This window comes from Cobetia sp. 2AS (genome assembly GCF_029846355.1).
GTDB lineage: Bacteria > Pseudomonadota > Gammaproteobacteria > Pseudomonadales > Halomonadaceae > Cobetia > Cobetia amphilecti.
Genome location: NZ_JARWKQ010000003.1, coordinates 331446 through 350417, shown reverse-complemented (window position 1 = coordinate 350417; position 18972 = coordinate 331446). Strand labels below are relative to the sequence as shown.

14 protein-coding genes are annotated in these 18972 nt (G+C 63.8%); 4 read left to right on the top strand and 10 right to left on the bottom strand.

All coding sequences use genetic code 11. The features are described from left to right. Positions 1 to 162: 162 nt before the first annotated feature. Together QD356_RS11350 and QD356_RS11345 are read right to left on the bottom strand one after the other, a co-directional pair. On the bottom strand, positions 163 to 1500 hold the full coding sequence (locus tag QD356_RS11350) for an MFS transporter (protein ID WP_052384471.1): 1338 nt from the start codon (positions 1498 to 1500) through the stop codon (positions 163 to 165). A gap of 549 nt (positions 1501 to 2049) precedes the next feature. Next, positions 2050 to 2469: a DUF1499 domain-containing protein gene (locus QD356_RS11345; RefSeq protein WP_043333122.1), complete on the bottom strand. Its 420-nt coding sequence runs from the start codon at positions 2467 to 2469 to the stop codon at positions 2050 to 2052. A 421-nt stretch (positions 2470 to 2890) separates the two neighbouring features. On the opposite strand from QD356_RS11345, the gene QD356_RS11340 reads away from it, so the two are divergent. Both QD356_RS11340 and QD356_RS11335 read left to right on the top strand, forming a co-directional pair. Continuing rightward, positions 2891 to 4291, top strand: coding sequence for an exonuclease SbcCD subunit D C-terminal domain-containing protein (locus tag QD356_RS11340; RefSeq protein WP_192838571.1), 1401 nt, complete (start codon positions 2891 to 2893; stop codon positions 4289 to 4291). Then, positions 4288 to 7848, top strand: a complete 3561-nt coding sequence (locus tag QD356_RS11335; RefSeq protein ID WP_192838572.1) for an AAA family ATPase — start codon at positions 4288 to 4290, stop codon at positions 7846 to 7848. Before QD356_RS11340 ends, QD356_RS11335 begins: the two co-directional genes overlap by 4 nt. Before the next feature lie 6 nt (positions 7849 to 7854). On the opposite strand, the gene QD356_RS11330 is transcribed toward QD356_RS11335, so the two are convergent. The 3 genes from QD356_RS11330 to QD356_RS11320 all read right to left on the bottom strand — a co-directional run bounded on the left by QD356_RS11330 (position 7855) and on the right by QD356_RS11320 (position 11130). Then, positions 7855 to 8610: an endonuclease V gene (locus QD356_RS11330; protein WP_192838573.1), complete on the bottom strand. Its 756-nt coding sequence runs from the start codon at positions 8608 to 8610 to the stop codon at positions 7855 to 7857. A 53-nt stretch (positions 8611 to 8663) separates the two neighbouring features. Beyond that, the gene (locus QD356_RS11325; RefSeq protein ID WP_192838574.1) at positions 8664 to 9236 is read right to left on the bottom strand and encodes a PRC-barrel domain-containing protein; all 573 of its coding nucleotides are present in this window, start codon (positions 9234 to 9236) and stop codon (positions 8664 to 8666) included. A 187-nt stretch (positions 9237 to 9423) separates the two neighbouring features. Beyond that, entirely contained in the window at positions 9424 to 11130 is a 1707-nt protein-coding gene (locus QD356_RS11320) for a DEAD/DEAH box helicase (RefSeq protein ID WP_043333127.1), read from the bottom strand. Positions 11131 to 11722: 592 nt separating this feature from the next. Between QD356_RS11320 and QD356_RS11315 the strand changes: the two genes are divergently transcribed. Next, positions 11723 to 12244: a YaiI/YqxD family protein gene (locus QD356_RS11315; RefSeq protein WP_084589335.1), complete on the top strand. Its 522-nt coding sequence runs from the start codon at positions 11723 to 11725 to the stop codon at positions 12242 to 12244. A gap of 56 nt (positions 12245 to 12300) precedes the next feature. Here the strand turns inward: QD356_RS11315 and QD356_RS11310 are convergent, their stop codons facing one another. Together QD356_RS11310 and QD356_RS11305 are read right to left on the bottom strand one after the other, a co-directional pair. Beyond that, positions 12301 to 13311: a glutathione S-transferase family protein gene (locus QD356_RS11310; RefSeq protein WP_192838575.1), complete on the bottom strand. Its 1011-nt coding sequence runs from the start codon at positions 13309 to 13311 to the stop codon at positions 12301 to 12303. Positions 13312 to 13467: 156 nt separating this feature from the next. Further along, a complete protein-coding gene (locus QD356_RS11305) occupies positions 13468 to 14373 on the bottom strand; it encodes a LysR family transcriptional regulator (protein WP_192838576.1) in 906 nt (301 codons plus the stop codon). Positions 14374 to 14882: 509 nt separating this feature from the next. On the opposite strand from QD356_RS11305, the gene QD356_RS11300 reads away from it, so the two are divergent. Further along, positions 14883 to 16496 (top strand): peptidoglycan DD-metalloendopeptidase family protein, encoded by a 1614-nt coding sequence (locus QD356_RS11300; RefSeq protein WP_225996512.1) that lies wholly within the window; start codon positions 14883 to 14885, stop codon positions 16494 to 16496. Positions 16497 to 16643: 147 nt separating this feature from the next. On the opposite strand, the gene QD356_RS11295 is transcribed toward QD356_RS11300, so the two are convergent. From QD356_RS11295 to QD356_RS11285, 3 genes are all read right to left on the bottom strand, one after another. Beyond that, a complete protein-coding gene (locus QD356_RS11295; RefSeq protein WP_054555349.1) occupies positions 16644 to 16871 on the bottom strand; it encodes a hypothetical protein in 228 nt (75 codons plus the stop codon). A 249-nt stretch (positions 16872 to 17120) separates the two neighbouring features. Continuing rightward, positions 17121 to 17435, bottom strand: a complete 315-nt coding sequence (locus tag QD356_RS11290; protein WP_043333132.1) for a hypothetical protein — start codon at positions 17433 to 17435, stop codon at positions 17121 to 17123. Positions 17436 to 18079: 644 nt separating this feature from the next. Next, positions 18080 to 18493 (bottom strand): hypothetical protein, encoded by a 414-nt coding sequence (locus QD356_RS11285; protein ID WP_192838578.1) that lies wholly within the window; start codon positions 18491 to 18493, stop codon positions 18080 to 18082. Positions 18494 to 18972 lie beyond the last annotated feature (479 nt).

Below are 18972 nucleotides of genomic sequence, written 5' to 3'. Positions count from 1 at the left end.
GGCAAGCCGCTGCGCGGAAGAGACAATGAATGGCTCTATCCTAGCGTCGCCGTGGCGCCGGCCCAAACGAAAAACGCGCACCACCCAGAGGGTGATGCGCGTTTTCAGGCAGAGGCAGGCCACAAGGGCCTGCCTCTCATACTGCGATGCAAGACACGCTGATCAGACGATGCGCATCAGTTCGCGACCGCGCGGGCTGATCGCCAGCCACAGGCCGAGCACCACTCCCATCAGCGACAGCGCCGCCACGTACCAGGTCGGCGACAGCGGCGAGACGGTCATCATCAGCGAGACCAGAATCGGCGTGAAGCCACCGAAGATGGCGTAGGCGACATTGTAGGAGAACGACAGGCCAGTGAAGCGCACCGCCGGCGGGAAGCCGCGGATCGCGATGCTCGGCACCGCGCCGACGATGCCGACGCTGAAGCCGGTCAGGCAGTAGAGCGGCACCAGCAGGCTGGGGTCTGAGTGCATGGTGGCGAGGAAGACCCAGTAGGTGATGCCCAGCAAGGCGCTCCACAGCACCAGGGTGACGCCGGCGCCGATGCGATCGACCATGTAACCGGAGACGATGCAGCCGACGCACACCGCCACGATCGCCAGACTGTTGGCGGAGAAGGCCGCGGCGCGGCTCAGGCCCTCGAGGCCTGCGATCAGGCTCGGCGTCATCAGGATCACGACCACGATGGCAGCGGTCAGAATCCAGGTGACCGCCATCGCCACGGCAATCGCCGGACGCTGTTCCCGCAGGATCATCTTCAAGGGCAGCTCGGCGGCCAGCGCCTTCTTCTGCTGCATCTCGGCGAATACCGGCGTCTCGTGCAACCAGCGACGCAGATAGACCGAGAACAGCCCGAACACGCCACCGATGATGAACGGAATCCGCCAGGCGAAATCACTGACCTCTTGCGGGGTGTAGACACTGTTGATGGCGCTGGCCATCAGCGAGCCGAGCAGGATGCCACCCACCAGCCCCATCGAGAGCGTGCCACAGGCCAGACCATTGTGACGCGGTGCGACGTGCTCGCTGACGAACACCCAGGCACCCGGCACCTCACCGCCGACTGCCGCGCCCTGGAACAGACGCAGGATGATCAGCAGCAGCGGCGCCCACATGCCGATGACGGCATAGGTCGGCAGCATGCCCATCAGCAGGGTCGGCAGCGACATCATGAAGATGGACAGCGTGAACATCTTCTTGCGGCCGAGCGTATCGCCGAAGTGGGCCATGATGATGCCACCCAGCGGGCGCGCCAGATAACCGGCGGCGAAGATGCCGAAGGTCTGCACCTGACGCAGCCACTCGGGAATGTCGGGCGGGAAGAACAGCTGGCCGACGACGGTGGCGAAGAACACGAAGATGACGAAGTCATAGAACTCGAGGGCGCCGCCTAGAGCGGACAGACCGAGTACCTTGATGTCACCACGCTTGAGCGAATTTTCGTTGGGCAAATCGTGAGCAGCGGAGGCGGAGCCCGCTGCGGGGACGGAATCGTTCATGGATCTCTGTTTAGCGGGGGCTGGTGTCCAGCGATGGTCAAGGGTGATTCACGCGTCGCACATCTTGTCTTGGAGGCTTTCAGTCGGGGAGACATCATCCTGTCGAAAGACATCATCCAACCGAGAGACATCATCGATCACGGAGCGGAAGTCGTGCTGATGATGACTGAAAGCGCCGGGGTTGCCCCGGAGGCGTGGCGATCATGCGGAATCCTGCCAGCGTACGACGCATCACTGTATTGCAAAAAACACAATACAGATCGATGCAATCATGCGTCTCATGTATCGCGTCCAGAGTAGCAAAGGCGACCTTGGCTGGGTAGCGTTCGCTCACTGTTTGGCAGGGGTATTGCGGGAAATCACGCCGACCTTGCCAAGAGTTGGCATGAAAAACCCCGGCGCCTCGAGAAGGCGGACCGGGGTGGTGATCGTCATCCTGTGCAGTTCAAGCAATGAGGGACGTGGCGGGTGTCATGCAGTGAGTCATCTTCTCTCGCCTGCCGGGCGACGCCCGAGGCTCAGGTTCAGGTTCAGGTTCATCGACAAGCGTCAGCTGCAGTAGCCCCAGCCTTCCAGGCGCTGGCGAATGTCCTCGACCCGCTGGCGGTTCTTGCCGAGATCGGAATGCCCTCTGCGCGAGACGCTGCGCACATGACAGACCCCCTCCTCTTCATTGCAGACGATTTCCACATCATCGACGAAGCCCAGCACGGGGGTGTGGAACTCGGCGTGCAGATAGCCGCCATCTTCGCTGACGATTTCAGCATGACCCATCGATTCTATGATGCCGTGCAACTTCTCCATCGCACTGACGCAGCAATCCTGCGGCATCGGGAGTGGCGCGACATAATGCTTGCTGTCAGTGGCCTGGGAACTGACCCCGTTGGGGGTGCTGGGGGCCGGAGCCAGCATGCCATCATGCAGGCCGAGATTGTCGGGACGAGGTGAAGCAAAAAGACCTTGGCGCATTTCGAATCCTTCCTGTCATCTCTGGGCGTCGGTAACAGCATCCTCTGTCACCAGCCTGATTGTTATCCAAGTCAGCTTGAAGACTTTGCGAAGACTGTGCGCAAGAAAGCCCCATGCGGGCTTCTCCGCTGATGTGATTCGCTGAGGCAACTCCCACACGCTGCCATCGCGTGGGCTTGTCGGTGAATGACAAGGGCCTCGACTTTCAGCGTAGCGACTTTTGTCGATTTTGCCCGTGGAAGACCTTGATCCAGATCATCTGCCTGATAATGCGCCGCACCTTGAGCGGCTTGAGTCCGTGCCCTCTTCCGCCCCAGCGAAGCCAGACCGTACACTGGGCAGCATTTCACCCGGCTCGGCTTTGTCCCATACGCAGCCCCAGCCCCAGCCGCCGGCCAGACGACTTCGCAAGGACCCCATCGTGAGCTTCCGCTTTCTGCACACTTCCGACTGGCATCTCGGCCAGAGCTTTCACGGCCAGAGCCGACACGTCGAGCATGCTGCCTTTCTCGACTGGCTGCTCGGGCAGCTCAAGACTCTGGCGCCGGATGCGCTGCTGATCGCCGGAGACCTGTTCGATGTGGTCAACCCGAGCCTGGCCGCCCAGGAGCTGCTCTACGACTTCATCGTGCGCGCCCACGAGCAGGACGCGGCGCTGGAGATCGTGATGATCGCCGGCAATCACGATTCCGGCTCGCGCATCGAGCTGCCGGCCGCGTTGCTGGCACGTCTCAAGACCCATGCGCTGGGACGCGTGCGCTGGGTGGATGACTCCGCCGACGGCGGCGATGCCCACAGTCTCGACTGCCAGCATCTGCTGGTGCCCCTGCATGATCGTGATGGCAAGCGCCGCGCCCTGTGCCTGGCGGTGCCCTTCCTGCGCCCGGCCGAGGTCACCGGCCTGAGCAGCGGCGAGCAAGCCGAGCAGGAAGGAGAAGCAGCAGGCAAGGCCGAACGCACCCGCAGCGAGGCCTACCGCGACGGCGTGGCCCGCGTGCACCAGCAGCTGGTCAGTGCTGCGCGTGCCGCCCGCCAGCCCGGCGAGGCGCTGATCGCCATGGGTCATGCCCACATGCGTGACGGCGAGGTGTCCGAGAACAGCGAGCGCCCGATCCTGATGGGCGGCGAAGAGGCGCTCTCGACCAGCCTGTTCCCCGACGACATCGCCTATGTGGCACTGGGCCACCTGCATCGCCCGCAACGCGTGGGCGGCGAGGAGCGCATCCGCTACTGCGGCACGCCGCTGGCGATGGACTTCTCCGAGGTCGACTACGGTCACCGCATCCTCGATGTCACGCTCAGCAATGAAAGCCTGGAGAAGGTCGAGGAGCATCGCGTGCCCTGTCATGTCGCGCTCACGCGCGTCGGGCCTGCGCCACTGGCCGAGATCACCTCTCGGCTCACGGCGCTGGTCGCCGAGGCGCAGGCGGACCTCGAGCCGACACGCTGGCCGTGGCTGGAAGTGACCGTGCAGCTGGAAGCCCCGCTGATCGACCTGCGCGCCCGTATCGAGGCACTGCTGGAAGGCGCGCCGCTGCGACTGATCAAGCTGGTCACCCGCTACCCGGCCCCCAGTGCCGAGCATCGCGCGCCGAAGGGCGTGAAGCTCGATGAACTGGGGCCGATGGGGCTGTTCGAGCGTCACTATCGCGCCACCTATGACAGTGAGCCGGACCCGACGCTGATCGAGGATTTCGCCCAGCTGCTCGAGGAGGTCGAGGCCGCACGCGAGACGCGCCTCGAAGGCGAGCCGGCCACCCGGTCCGCTCGCAAGCCAGACAAGACTGGCAAAGCAGACAAGGCCAAGGGAGGTCAGGCATGAAGATTCTCGCCCTGCGCCTCGACAACCTGGCGTCGCTTGCCGGCGCGCATGAAGTCGACTTCGAGAAGGCGCCGCTGTCCGATGCCGGCCTGTTCGCCATCACCGGGCCCACCGGGGCCGGCAAGAGCACGCTGCTCGATGCCCTGTGTCTGGCGCTCTATGGCACCACGCCGCGCCTGCGCCAGACGCCGAGTGGCGGCCAGCTGGAGGATGTCGGCGAGCATCAGCTGACGCTCAAGGACCCGCGCAGCCTGCTCCGGCGTGGCTGCGGCGAAGGCAAGGCCGAGGTGGACTTCATCGGTCGCGATGGCCTGCGCTATCGCGCCAGCTGGACGGTCAGCCGCGCGCGCGGCAAGCCCGGCGGGCGCCTGCAGAATGCCAAGCAACATCTCCAGCTGCTGCCCACCGGCGATGACACCCAGCCGGCTCAGACCCTCAACACCACCAGCAATGACGCCAAGGCGTTGATCATCGACAGGCTGGGGCTCAATTTCGAGCAGTTCACCCGCGCCGTACTGCTGGCGCAGAGCGAGTTCAGCGCCTTCCTGCGTGCCAATGACAATGAACGCTCGGAGTTGCTGGAGAAGCTGACCGATACCGGCCATTACTCCGAGATCTCGATGGCCGCCCATGAGCGCGAGCGCGCCGCCCGCGAGGCCGTCAATGAACTGGAGCGCAAGCTGGAGGGCCAGCTGCCGGCCAGCCCGCAGGAGCGCCAGACGCTCGAGGAGGAGGTGCGTCTGCGCCAGACGGCCATGACCCGGCTCAGCGAACAGCATGATGCGCTGACGGCCTATCACCAGTGGACCACCACGGCGGGCGAGCTCGAACAGGCGCTGCGTCAGGCGCAACAGGAGCAGACCGAGGCCCACGCCGCCAGCGATGGGCTTTCCCGTCAGCGCGAGCAACTCAGTGCTCTGGAAGCCCTCGCGCCGATTCGCCCTGCCCTGCTGCGCCTCACGGCGATCGCGCCGCAGCATGCGCAGCTGGTCACGCAACTGGCCCAGCTGGAGCAGCAGCTCGGCGCCCTGTCGCCCAGGGTTGAGCAGGCCAGAGCCGCCAGGCACACCGCCGATGAACGCATGCAGCGCTGCGATACCTGGCGTGGCGAGCAACTGCCGAAGCTTGAAGAGGCACGTCAGGTGGCCTCGCGTCTGGCGCAGCAACGCGAAGCACACGCCAGCCAGCAGAGTGAACAGCAACGCCTGGGCGATACGCTCGGCCAACATCAGCAGGAGCTGGAGACACAGGATCGCCAGCGTCAGCAGCTGGAGCAGCAACTCCAGCTGCTGCAGGCGACGCTGGTCGACGAGTCAGGCCAGCCGCTGCGCGATGCCGAAGATTATCGTGACCAGCTGCAACGTCAGCGCGATGCACTACTGGAGCTCAAGCCCGTACTCAGCGAGCAGATCAGTGGCCTGGCCCGCCGTGATGAGGTGCAGCAGCGTCTTGTCGAGCTGGAGCAGCAGCTGCCCCGACAGCAACAGGCGTTGCGGGATGTGGCTGGCCGGCAGGCGCAGGCATTGCAGGCCCGTGATCAGGCGCGCCACGAGGAAGACGCCGAGCGCCGCCAGCAGGAGCAGGAGCGTCTGGCGCGCAGCGACAACGTGATGGCGCTGCGCCGCGGGCTGGTCCAGGGCGAGGAGTGCCCGGTGTGCGGCAGCCACGAGCACCCCGCCGCCGGCCAGGCCGCACCGGCCGAGGCGCTGATCGCTCAGCTGGAACAGCAGGCCCGCGAGCGTCTTGACCAGCGCCGCCAGGCCACGGCCACCGCGCAGCAAGCCATGGAGACGGCCAGTCACGAGCATGCGCGCCTCGAGGAGCAGCTCGGCTATCTGCAGCAGGAACAGACCCAGCTGCATACGGAGCTGCAACGCCTGCAGCAGCAGGCGCAGAGCTGCCAGACGAACCTGACCGAGCTTCTGGCCCGGCACTCGCTGTCAGAGCAACCCCAACTTGCCCCCTTGCCGCAGCTGCCGGCTGCCCACGCACTGCAACTGATCGAGCAGCGCCTTGGGGAACTGGACGCCCGCCAGAACACGCTGGTGACGACACTGCGCCAGCTGACGCCGCTGCGTGAGCAACGCCAGGCACTGGCAACACGTCACGCCACGCTGACGTCGCAATGCCAGCATGGCGAGGCGCAGCTTCAACAGTGCGAGACGCAGATCACTGCGCTGGCGAGTGAGATCGAGCAGCTCAGTGACACGCTTGCCCAGCAGCTGAGCGCAGACCCCAAGCGACAGCATGCCAGCGTGAGCGACTGGTCCGACTGGATCGAGTCGCTGACCACCCGGATGCGCAACGAGCAAGAGGATGCACGGCAGGCACTGCAGGAATTGAGCGACCAGCAACAGCAGCTGACGCAGCAGCAGGCCAACCTGCAGCAACGCCAGACGGAGCTGCGCGAGGAGCAAGACTCGCTCGACCGCGAACGCGCGCATTGGCAGGCAGCGAATCCCGGCCTGGATGACGCGCGCATCGCGGAGTTGCTGGCCGTCGAGGATCACGAGTTGCAGGCACTGCGCCAGCAACTGCGCAGTGCCCACGAGCGAGTCGCACGCGCGGATGCCCTGTGTGAGGAGCGCAATGCGCGTCAGCTCAAACACTGGCAGGCCGCTCGAACCTCCAGCTGGCAGACGGTACTCGAGCAGCTGGCAGGACTCGAACAGCTGGCAGCGCCCGCCGAGGAGACGCCGGGAGCAGGTACCGCTGGAGAAGGTGTGGCGGGAGAAGGCAAGGCGGGGACTGGAGAGACGGGCGTCATCCGCGCCCAGGCCCAGCAGGCACTGGCGCTGCATGCTCGCTTGCAGACTCATCTGCAACCCCCGCAAGAAGAAGCCGCTGGTGCGCCGGAGGATGCGCAGCCACAGCCCGAGGAAGATATCCACGCGCTTGGCGAGGCGTTGGCCACTCTGATCGCGGCGCTCAAGACACCCCTCACTGCCGTGCGCGAGGCCCATCAATCGGCGCAGGCGGCGATACTCAATGATGATCGGCGCCGCAGCGGCAGCGCCGAACTTGGCGAGCAGCTGGCCCGCGCCCGCGCAGTCCATGAACGCTGGGGCGCGCTGTCGGAGCTGATCGGCAGTGCCAGCGGTGCCAAGTTCCGCACCATCGCCCAGGCCTTCAATCTCGAGCGCCTGATCGAGCATGCCAATCTGCATCTGGCCAATCTGGTTCGTCGCTATCGTCTGGCGCGCGGCGCCAGCCCGCTGGGGCTGGTGGTGGTGGATACCGAGATGGGTGACGAGCTGCGCAGCGTGCACTCGCTGTCCGGCGGCGAGACCTTCCTGGTCTCACTGGCGCTGGCGCTGGGCCTGGCGGGCATGGCCTCCGGTGAGCTGCGCATCGAATCGCTGTTCATCGATGAAGGCTTCGGTAGCCTCGACCCGGATTCGCTGGCCCTGGCGATGGAGGCGTTGGATGGCCTGCAGGCCAGCGGCCGTCGCGTCGGGGTCATCTCGCATGTGGCCGAGATGCATGAACGCATTCCGGTGCGTATCGCGGTGCGCCCCTCGGGCAACGGCCAGAGCCGACTGGAGATCGAAGGCTAGCGGCGGTCAGGCATCACGAAGCCGCTTGAGGCGGCGGCTGGCGAGCTGGTCCGCCAGTCGGGTCGGCTCGGGCAGCTTGGTCTTGCCCAGACAATGCAGGGTCATCGCCAGCGCCGTGTCCAGGTTCATGCGCTGGCCCGGCGAGACGAACACCGGCTTGACCTTCGCGCGTGAGCGCAGCACGGCGCCCAGCTGGCTGCGCTGTTCGCGTTTGGGCAGCTCGCTATTCTCGATGACGCCGAGCTCGCCATCCGCCTCACGCACGCGATCCGTCAGCGCGACCCAGTCGCCGCGCGCATCGCCCGGTTCACCATGCTTGCCGCACAGACGCTTCTTGGCCACGCCGAAGGATGGCAGGTCACACCACAGGCCGAGATGCGCCGCCACGCCCAGGCGGCGCGGGTGCGCGATGCCGTGGCCGTCCACCATCAGACATTCAGGCGCACGCTCCAACGATTCGAGGGCAGCGATGGCGGCAGGCAGCTCCCGAAACGACAGCAAGCCCGGAATATACGGCATGCGTGTCGGCTGGCGAATCAGCTGCTGCTCGAGGGGCTCCAGCGTCGCCAGATCCAGCGTCACCACCGCCGCGCGTGTCACCTCGCCCCCATCCTCGAAGCCGATATCGACCCCCGTGATGGTCGCTGGCCACTCGCCGGGGCTTGCTCCCCAGGGCGGCGTCAGCGTCAGTCGTGTGGCCATTTCGCGTTGCTTGGCAACGGCGGCGGCAGGGTCGAGATTCCAATCGTGCAGTGCTGTCATCCACTCACTCATGCATTCCCTCACGGTGGTTGCGGGTCTCTCCCCCTCAGATGCTATCGATCGCCCTCACCTTCAAGCTGCTTGCCCAGTGAACGCAGCACCTCCGCCGCCTGATTGCGGAAGGTGTCCAGCCCGTTGCCGACCTCCCCCATGCTGCGTTCCAGCTGACGCGACAGGCGATTGGAAAGCGGCTGGTCCGCGCGGGCCGTCAGCTGCTCCGGCGTCATGTCGAGCACCAGTCGGTAACGGATGTCGCCGGGGGCCGCGGCCGCCAGCGGGTCACTGACCGCCTCACGAGTGAAGCGCGCGAAGTCGATGCTGGCCGCCTTGTCACCGCCGTCAGGGCGAATCAGCAGGCGATGGATCTGACCACGGGTGTCGCTGAGCACATCCTCGACCTTGCCCAGCGCCTCGCCCTGCGGTGAGACCACCGGCGCCAGACGCAGGGCCTCCAGCGAGACCAGCGGCACGCGAATCTCCGGCGTGGCGCTGCTGGCCGGCATGTCGGACTCGGCGTGGGCCGCACTGAGCGACAGCCAGGATGTCGCCAGCAGAGCGCACAGCATCAGCTGGCGGGCAGGCGTGGCCTGCAGGCCACGGCGCAAGGCATCGAGTGAAGAGATCATGTGGGCATCCTCGGGAAATGATGAGCGGTGGAGCTATGATGAGCGGTGGACCTACGCCAGCACAGGATACCAGCCCCTGTAGCGCCTTTCGTCCAGACACAAAAAAACCGGCACCTCGTGAGAGGTACCGGTCTTTTCAGAAGCCGTGGCCAGCACTGCGATCAGTGCCGGCCCGACTCAGGCCTGATCAGGCGCGACGACGGTCGTCGTTGCCACCTTCACGGCGCTGCGGACGAGCGCCCGCACCGTCTTCTGCCAGTTCCAGCGGACGGCCAGCGACGCGAGCACGCGCCATCTTGGACACGATGCTGGTCGGCAGACCGCTCGGCAGTTCCACGACACTGTGCGTGTTGCGGATGTCGATGCGACCGATGCGTGAACCTTCGATGCCGCCTTCGTTCGCGAGAGCGCCAACCAGCTGGCCCGGCTTGACGCCGTCACGGTGGCCGACGGCCACACGATAGAGCTTCATGCCTTCACGTGCGACCGGCGCGGAGTTGCGACGCTCACCGCGTTCCGGACGCTCGGTGCGCTCACCGCGCTCGGAACGCTCGTTGCGACGCGCACCCGGCTTCGGCAGAGACTGGATCGGCGTCTCTTCGGCGCGAGCCATCTTGACGAAGACAGCGGCCAGTTCGACCGGATCGTGACCTTCTTCGACCAGGCTCTGGACCAGAGCGCGGTGACCGTTGGAGCTGCTGCCCAGGGCTTCGACGACGCGAGCACGGAAGGCGGCGTCACGGTGGCCACGGATCTCTTCTTCGCTCGGCAGCTGGCGTTCGGTGATGCGCTGGCCCAGGGCCTGCTCCATCCAGCGAACCTTGCGCATTTCGCGACCGCTGACGAAGGTGATGGCGCGACCTTCACGACCGGCACGGCCAGTACGGCCAGTACGGTGGACGAAGGATTCGCTGTCACCCGGCAGGTCGTAGTTGAAGACGTGGGTGATACGCGCCACGTCCAGACCACGAGCGGCGACGTCGGTCGCGACCAGCACGTCGACCTTGCCACGCTTCAGGCGAGTCACGGTGCGCTCGCGCAGGGACTGGTCCAGATCACCGGACAGTGCTGCCGCGGAGATACCGCGAGCGATCAGCTGTTCGACGACAGTGGTACAGGCGGCACGAGTGCGCACGAAGACGATGGCCGCATCGACGGTCTCGACTTCCAGCAGACGGGACAGCGCTTCCAGCTTGGCACCGCCTTCGACACGCACCATCATCTGTTCGATGGTGGAAGCGGTGCGCGATTCGGACTTGATGGCAACCTTGACCGGATCAACCAGGTAACGGTTGACGATACGCTCGATCTCGGTCGGCAGCGTCGCGGAGAAGAAGACGCGCTGCGCTTCCTTCGGGGTATCGGCGACGACGCGCTTGACGTCATCGATGAAGCCCATGCGCAGCATCTCATCGGCTTCATCCAGCACGAGGGCTTTCAGGCCGTTCAGGTTCAGGCTCTTGCGGTCCAGGTGGTCGATGACACGACCCGGGGTGCCGACGACGATCTGCGCGCCGCTCTTGAGGCTACGCATCTGCTCGCGGTAGTCCTGACCACCGCAGAGAGTGGCCACTTCCAGGCCACGCATGAACTGACCGTAACGTGTGAAGTTGACGGCGACCTGTTGGGCCAGCTCACGGGTCGGGGCCAGCACGAGAACCTGCGGTTCACGGCGGTCGAGGTCCAGACGGGTCAACAGCGGGAGTGCAAAGGCAGCGGTCTTGCCGGTACCCGTCTGTGCCTGGCCGATCATGTCACGGCCTTCGAGCAGACTCGGGATGGTCTGAGCCTGGATCGGGGACGGAGTTTCGTAGCCCAGCTTCTCGAGAGAGGTCAGGACGGCAGGCAGCAGGGCAAGATCGCTGAAGCGATCGACGACGGAAGTCGTGGTCATGTATATCTCACACCTAAATGGCTACAAGTAAGGCTTGCAGCTGAAGAATGGGTCGGGTTGAACCGACACGAAGCGTAAGGGCTCCGTCTGGCGATGCAGTCAGGCACGAGGCGCTGGCATCATCAGAAAAAACGTACGAGTGCTGGACGTCTTGGCATGGACGGGCCCGGGTTGCTCTGAAGGTGGACGCAATTCCACTTTCAGGCACAACGCTGCGGCGACCGTACAGCAACCAGAGGCTCTTCTACTCAGAGTCTCGGGGCGCTCCATCATGCACACTGTGGACAGGGACGGGTCTTGCATCGCGGCGGCCGGACATCGATCGAATCGAGGGGTCACGGATGGCTGGGGCAAGCTACGCCACGCGGTCCGGGAGGCGCGAAATACCGGCTGATGGCCACAAGATAACGGCGATCACGTCGGGCTCGGCTACTCAGGATGGTGGGTCACTACATGCGAGGAGCTGGCATTCTAGCAGCCTCTCACGCATTCTGCATCCTTTCTTTTGACCTTGGTCGCAGGCCGGCCGCCTTCGGGCAGGCATGCGCCCCGCCATCACGACTCGCTGAACAGCCACCTGACAGGAGCCTGCATGACTGACGCGCAAGACCATGACGCCCCCTCCCCACAACATCCCGCCGAGCATGTCACCACGCTGTGGGTCGACGCCGATGCCTGTCCGCGCGCCGCGCGTGACATCCTGGTGCGCGCGGCGGAACGCACCGCGACCCCTACCTGGTTCGTCGCCAATCATCAGGTGCCGCTGCCGCGCTCGATGCACGTCAAGGCGCTGTCGGTCCCACAAGGGGCCGATGCTGCCGATCAGTTGATCGTCGAGCGCGCCCACCCCGGTGACATGGTGATCACCTCCGACCTGCCGCTGGCGCTGGAGGCGATCGAGAAAGGCGCTCTGGTGATGACGACCCGCGGCGAAGCGCTGGATAGCAACAACATTCGCGCCAAGGTGCAGATGCGCGACTTCATGGAGAGCATGCGCTCCAGCGGCGAGCACACCGGCGGCCCGTCCGCCTATGGCCAGCGCGAGCAACGCGACTTCGGCAATGCACTGGACCGCTGGCTGGCGAAGATCAGACGCCCGACACCGCGCGCCTGACCCAACCGCCGCTGCTCGCCATCAACTCGGGCGCGATCAACTCACACTTCAAGACCTCAGGCGTGACGACGAATGCCCTGGCCCGGCAGACGCTCGCGGTCATGGGGAGCGTCGAGCGCCAGGCTCGGGCCGACCGGCACGATAGCGGTGGGATTGATGGTCTGCTGACTGGCGTAATAGTGAGTCTTGATATGCGCAAGATCGCAGGTCTCGGCGATGCCCGGCCACTGATACAGCTCGCGCAGATAGTGCGAGAGGTTGGGATAGTCGGCGATACGGCGCTGATTGCACTTGAAGTGCCCGAAGTAGACGGCATCGAAGCGGATCAGGGTGGTGAACAGGCGGATGTCGGCTTCGGTCAGCCACTCACCGGTGAGATAACGCGAGTCGGCCAGCCGGCGCTCCAGTGAATCCAGGCACTCGAACAGCGCCGTGAAGTGACGCTCGTAGACCTCCTGCCGCGTGGCGAAGCCGGTCTTGTAGACGCCATTGTTGACCTTGTCATAGACCTCGGCATTGATCGCATCGATCTCGCCGCGCAGGTCTTCGGGATAGAAATCCAGATCATTGCCGGTCAGCGAATCGAAGGCGTCATTGAAGATGCGTACCAGTTCCGCGGACTCGTTGTTGACGATGCGACCGGTCTGCTTGTCCCAGAGCGCCGGCACGGTGACACGGCCGGTGTAGTGCGGGTCGGTCAGGGTGTAGAGCTGGTGGTGATAGCGCACGCCATTGATCGGGTCACCGCTGGAGCCTTCTTCCTCGAGATAGCTCCAGCCATGTTCGAGCATCAATGGGCTGGTGTAGGACATGCCGACCAGCGGCTTGAGCCCCTTGAGAGAGCGCATGATCAGCGCGCGGTGCGCCCACGGGCAGGCCAACGAGACGTAGAGGTGGAAGCGGTCTGCGCTGGCGGGCACGGCCGCTTGTCCCTGCGGCCCTTCGAGCGGGGCATCGGGCGCCACGACCCAATCCCTGAGCCGCGCGCTCTCGCGCTTGAATTCACCGCCGGTGCTGTCGGTGTCATACCAGCGATCCTGCCACTTGCCGTCGACCAGTAAGCCCATCTTGCACGCTCCTTATATGGCTGAGGGGATGCCCCCAGCCTAAGAGCCAAGCGCGACAGCGCAAGCGAATTCACTGCGTGGCAACGATCGAGTTTCTCGAACGATCACGTCGCGCGCTCTTCTCAAGCCCTCACGCTTTTCAGACCCTATACGCTTTCAGGAGCGCCGCTCGCTTGCGTCCTGCTCGACGGCAGCGTGCAGCTGCGCCTTCATCGCGCGGACGGCGGGGCCCGCGCGATCATCGTCCGGCAGATAGAGCATCAGCGATACTTCGCGTTCGCCGCTATTGGCCAGCGGCAGTGGCAGCAGCCGCCCCCGGGCCAGAGCCTCGCTCATGCGGGTGCGGGGCAACCAGGCGAAGCCCAGTCCGCGTTCTGCAAGATCGACTGACGTGGCCAGGTGGCTCACCGTCCAGCGCGCCTCGGCCTTGAGCCAGCCGGCATCCATGCCGCTGGAACGACTGCTGTCGCGTACCACCAGCTGGCGATGCTGCACGAGATCACGCAGATCCAGCGGCCGTCCGAGAGCATGCAGCGGGTGCCCCGGCGCCGCCACGGCGATGAAGGTTTCACGCAGCAACGGGGTGCCGAGATGGCCATCCAGCATCAGGCCGCTGATCAACAGGTCCGCTTCCTTCTCCTCGAACAGCTCGCGCCCGCCGGTCAGCGTCGTTTCGTGCAGCTGGACACGCACCTGAGGGTAGGCCGTCGAGAAGGCTTCCAGCGCCCGTGCCAGCACATCCGACGGAAACAGCTGATCCACCGCGATGGCGATCTCGCTCTCCATGCCCGCCGACAACGCATCGGCCACATCCTCGAGTGCCCGCGCATTCTCGATCAGCTGACGCGCCCGGCGCAGCAGCAATTCACCCGCCTCGGTCAGCCGGACATTGCGCCCGACCGGCTCCAGCACCTGCACGCCCAGCAAGGCCTCCAGGCGATGCACGGCGTGATTCAGAGTCGAGGGGCTCTTGTGGATCGCGGCCGCCGCGCGCGCGAAGCTGCCGTGGTCCACCACGGCGGCCAGCATCTGCCACTGAGCCAGTGTCACGCGTGACGACATCAGGATTCCTCTTGCAGAACGTACGGGAATGCACGGGGCAATCCTGACATGCCAGACGCAAAAAACCAGACACCTGATACTGCAACCCGACGGGAGCAAAAGAGCATTCTGTGCTGTCAGACTCCCGACATCTGGTCGCAATCCTCGGACATCAGGACGGCATCCTCTGAAATGCAGGAGGCCAAATACGCTATTTTGCGTAACTTTACAAAATTTAACACCAAGCAGGATTTACTGCCTGAACAGCGTTTCCTAAGCAAAAATGGCGCTATTTTCGCCAGACCTCATGTTGCCGGTACCGCCAATTGCGCCGTCAATGATCTAAACAGGGTTGAATTACTCATACTGGACATGCGTCCAGCCTATCGAACGATGGGAACCTTGGTTAAGGTTCGAATGCCTCATTGTTGCCATCTTTTCATTTCACATAACTTTATCGGTCACATATGCTGCGAATCCTTCATTCGCTCCCTCGCGCGCACAAGTATCTTCTTTTACCTGTTGCCACCATGGTTACCGTGCTGGGTGCTCACAAGCTTCTCGAAACATTCGATGCTCCTGATGTCTCTACGGCCTCACAGTCCATCGCCATCGACCTGGCCAGTGCAAATTCCAGCACCCCGGCCAAGCTGCCGCTGGCGATTGCTGCCGCCGATGACACTCAGTCTCCTCTGAGCCCGGCGCAGCTCGCCAATCAGACAGCGGCCAGCTCGGCCTCCGGTGACATTCCGCTGGCAACACTGACGCCCAGCGAGATCGTCGCCATCGATTTCGACATGCCGACGCTGCTGACGGATGCCAACTATCATCCCGACAGCCAGACGGCAGGCCCCATCGTGGCACTGGCGCCGGCGGCAGTGAAGACCGCAGAAGCCGTCATCGGCACCGCGACCGACGAACAGGCCGGCGGCACCTCCTATGACGACCTCTCCGTCGACCCGGTCGAGCTCGGCGAAAGCCCGACGCTGCAGACCGAGCTGGCGGCCGAGGAAGTCTATGTGCCCGAGTGGCAGACCTATACCGTGCAGGCCGGCGATACCTTCGCCGTGATGGCGGAGCGCTCGCTGGGCCTTGGCTACAGCGAAACCACGCGCATCCTCAAGGCGCTGCCTGACAAGCGTGTGCTGACGCATTGGCGCATCGGCGACAGCTTCGATTACAAGCTGGATGAAGACGGCAACCTGCTGGCGTTGCGCATCATGAAGGACGCGCGTCGCGGCTTCATGGTCAAGCGTGAGTCCGGCGGTGAAAGTTTCAATGTCGCCAAGATCGAGAAGGCAACCCAGGCCACTCAGCGCATGTTCGCCGGTACGGTCAGTGGCAGCTTCTCCCTGTCGGCGGAAGCCACTGGCCTGGGCGTCGCGGAAGTCAGCCAGCTGACCCAGGTGCTGGGCAAGAAGATCGATTTCCGTCGCGATACGCGCAAGGGTGACAGGTTCCAGGTGCTGGTCGAGTCCGACATGATCGACGGCACCAGCATGGATTCCCGCATCCTCGCCGCACGCTATGAAGGGTCTCGCAAGTCACTGACCGTGGTGCGCAACAGCAGCGATGGCCGCTACTACACCCCTGATGGCAAGGGCCTCGACCCGGCCTTCAATCGCTATCCGCTGGCGCACAAGGCGCGCATCAGCTCGCCGTTCAACCTCAGCCGTCGCCATCCGGTGACCGGACGCATCAGCCCGCACAAGGGCACTGACTTCGCGGTGCGTATCGGCACGCCGGTGCTTTCCACCGCGGATGGCGTCGTCGAGCTGGTCGGCAATCACCCGCTGGCCGGTCGCTATCTGGTGCTGCGCATGGACAACGGCTACAAGACCCGTTATCTGCACCTGTCACGCCCGCTGGTCAAGAAAGGTGAGCGCGTGACCATGGGTGAGAAGATCGCCCTGTCAGGCAACACCGGCCGCTCCACCGGCCCGCACCTGCACTACGAGGTGATGGTCAACAACCGCCAGGTCGATGCCATGCGTGTTCAGCTGCCGAACAACAAGTCTTTGTCCGGCAAGGCGCTCGCCAACTTCAAGCGTCAGTCAGAGAACATGCTGGCCAAGCTGGAAGCCGCCGACAACACTGGCGCCATCGCCAAGGCCTCTACCCCGAGCCAGGGTGACGAGAGCTAGAGGCGAACCCAGGCGCGGGCCCGCAAGCACAGGGCCTGCGCCTGACATGAAATGCGCCTGGCATGAAATGTGCCCGATAAAAGAAAAGGCCCCTCACCTCACGGTGGGGGCCTTTTCTTTTATCGGTGTCTCATGCCAGAGATCAGGTCACTTCTTCATACCCTTGTTGGACGCCTGCTCCAGCAGCTCTTCCGCTTCGCTGCTCGCGCCCTCCTCTCGCATCTTGGCCACATCGGCATACAGGCAGACGTAGGTGCCGCAGGATGCACAGAACACCTTGTCGTCGGGATTGTGGACCTGCGAGACGCGGACTCGCTGGCTGCCACAGTCCGGGCACGGCTTGGGGATACGCAGTTCCTCGGAAAGATCTGACATGAAGCATTCTCCTGTTCGGTGTCTGGGCAGCTCGCCTTGAGACTGGTCGATTGACGTCTCCCCAAGACATGGGGCCACTCACACGGCATGCAACCCCGCTGGCGGGGAGTCGCTCGTCATTCGGCTCGAGCTACCTTACCGAGATACCTCACCGAGCTACCTCGCCCTGGCACTGCCAGGCACTGCGCTCAGACGCAAAGCCCCGGCACGGTGGCCGGGGCTTGAGAGGCAGGCGCGAACAGACGGATGTCAGGCGGCGCTGATGCTGCCGGCAAGCGACTCATGGCTGGTGCCGTGGCTTGCGGTGTTGGACATGCGCGCGACGGGGCGCTCCGGTACACGGTGCTGGCCGTGTGACCTGGCGCCATCACGCGTCAGGCGGAACTCTTCCTGCAGCGCCATCTCTCGTGCCGCCAGGCGAAAATCGCCCATCGAACACAACGCATGGCCGTTGGGGCACTTGAGGATGTGATCATCCGGCAGATCACGGGCAGGCCAATCCAGCGCTTCGTTGCATTCGGGACACTGAGGGCCATTACGGGTCGGGACTGATGGGGTAAACATGCGCGAACTCCTTTTCGACGCAAAAGATGACGATGTCATGACCAGATTCTCAGTACAGAAAACATCAAGACGTGGCTCGGTTTGCGTGCGCATGATGGAGACAGATAGCGACAGACTCCATTGCACTTTCGGTTAGATGCCACAATTTTATCGCTGGTCAGTCTCTGCGCTCACGGCTGCGGAAGGTATCGCGCAGAGCGCGGAACACACTTCATGGCAGCGCGACGGGCAAGAGTCTGACAGCACTATCTTACAGTCTGATAACACCTCGCGAATGACGCAGATCAAACGCATACCAGATCAGGGGGGTGTCCGCCGCACCGTTCTTCAGACGGGCGTCAGACGGGCATTCATGGGCTTGAAGCCAAAAAAATCCCGACCAAAGGCCGGGAAAACACTCTCAGGCAGAACAGGACCTATCGCGGAAGCAACGCGGCTCGCCGCAGGTCGACCAGGACGCTGAACAGTCGTCAGCGGTATCACGGAAATCTCGACTCCACCTGCAGTGCCATAAATTCAGTTTCGTTGCCTTGGGCAACAAGCCCGCGACCAGGGCGAAACAGCGAATCCGACTGGCACTGAGGTAAAAATTCTTGTGCGCCCTCACACGCACTGGCGAACACTGGGCCTTACCGGCGCTTGCTTCAGGCCGAGGCGTCCAGCTGCTGGACCACCTTCTGCGCCATCAGGGCCGGGTCAATCGCAGCTCGCTTGCGGGCACTGACTTCAAGGCGATCACGCAACATGAACCAGACACCCAGAAACTCATCACATTCTGCACAACTGACGATGTCATCATCTGCCGGGGAATCTTCGAGGTGAACCCGGTTGCTGCCACAGCGTGAACACTCCATGGGAACCTTGCGTACTGTGTTCATCTCAATGCCCTCCACTGGATCCATGATGAAAACCTTGTGCTCGAAACCGGTGGAGCGGGCGGCATGACGATGTGAAAACTTGCGGCAACCTGACAAGGGATTGAAAAAGCGGCTCTGCAGCTCCATCAATGCTGTATCAGGTGATCTCCTGCCTGCCCCGCCGTGCTTCGACAGTTGCAAAGTTAGACACTTCCAAAACCGTGTACAAGTTTTAACGCGTATCAGAACGTATCTGTATAGCTAATGTAGACGCATTGGCAGGCGTTTTCGTGTGCGCTGATCAAGCGTTTACCTCTCCCCATGCGCCCGCTGTGGCACGAGAGCGCCCCGCCAGAGCCGTGTAACACTTCGCTACAAAAAAGCCTCTTTTGACGTGCAAAAACATCTTGCCCCTCTCGTCAGACAGCCAATCAGCGAGCAGAAAAAGACTTGAACGCGCACTGATTGCGGCATATCCACGTGCCTTGTCTCGACTTCTTGCCTTGAACGGCGCGGGCCTTGGCATCCAAGCGATCCTTCAGCACCTCACCTCCCTGCTCGGCCCCTCTACTCGAACCCTTCGTCAGGGCCCTGCTGACAGAGCGCTTGCGGGCGGCCTGTTCGCGACAGGTACGGAGCACCAGAAAGCTCACTCTCTTGGCACGACGACATTGCTCCAC

Coding starts and splice junctions, on each gene's coding strand:
- QD356_RS11350 (WP_052384471.1), bottom strand. CDS start 1,500: ATGAACGATTCCGTCCCCGCAGCGGGCTCCGCCTCCGCTGCTCACGAT.
- QD356_RS11345 (WP_043333122.1), bottom strand. CDS start 2,469: ATGCGCCAAGGTCTTTTTGCTTCACCTCGTCCCGACAATCTCGGCCTG.
- QD356_RS11335 (WP_192838572.1), top strand. CDS start 4,288: ATGAAGATTCTCGCCCTGCGCCTCGACAACCTGGCGTCGCTTGCCGGC.
- QD356_RS11330 (WP_192838573.1), bottom strand. CDS start 8,610: ATGACAGCACTGCACGATTGGAATCTCGACCCTGCCGCCGCCGTTGCC.
- QD356_RS11325 (WP_192838574.1), bottom strand. CDS start 9,236: ATGATCTCTTCACTCGATGCCTTGCGCCGTGGCCTGCAGGCCACGCCT.
- QD356_RS11320 (WP_043333127.1), bottom strand. CDS start 11,130: ATGACCACGACTTCCGTCGTCGATCGCTTCAGCGATCTTGCCCTGCTG.
- QD356_RS11315 (WP_084589335.1), top strand. CDS start 11,723: ATGACTGACGCGCAAGACCATGACGCCCCCTCCCCACAACATCCCGCC.
- QD356_RS11310 (WP_192838575.1), bottom strand. CDS start 13,311: ATGGGCTTACTGGTCGACGGCAAGTGGCAGGATCGCTGGTATGACACC.
- QD356_RS11305 (WP_192838576.1), bottom strand. CDS start 14,373: ATGTCGTCACGCGTGACACTGGCTCAGTGGCAGATGCTGGCCGCCGTG.
- QD356_RS11300 (WP_225996512.1), top strand. CDS start 14,883: ATGGTTACCGTGCTGGGTGCTCACAAGCTTCTCGAAACATTCGATGCT.
- QD356_RS11295 (WP_054555349.1), bottom strand. CDS start 16,871: ATGTCAGATCTTTCCGAGGAACTGCGTATCCCCAAGCCGTGCCCGGAC.
- QD356_RS11290 (WP_043333132.1), bottom strand. CDS start 17,435: ATGTTTACCCCATCAGTCCCGACCCGTAATGGCCCTCAGTGTCCCGAA.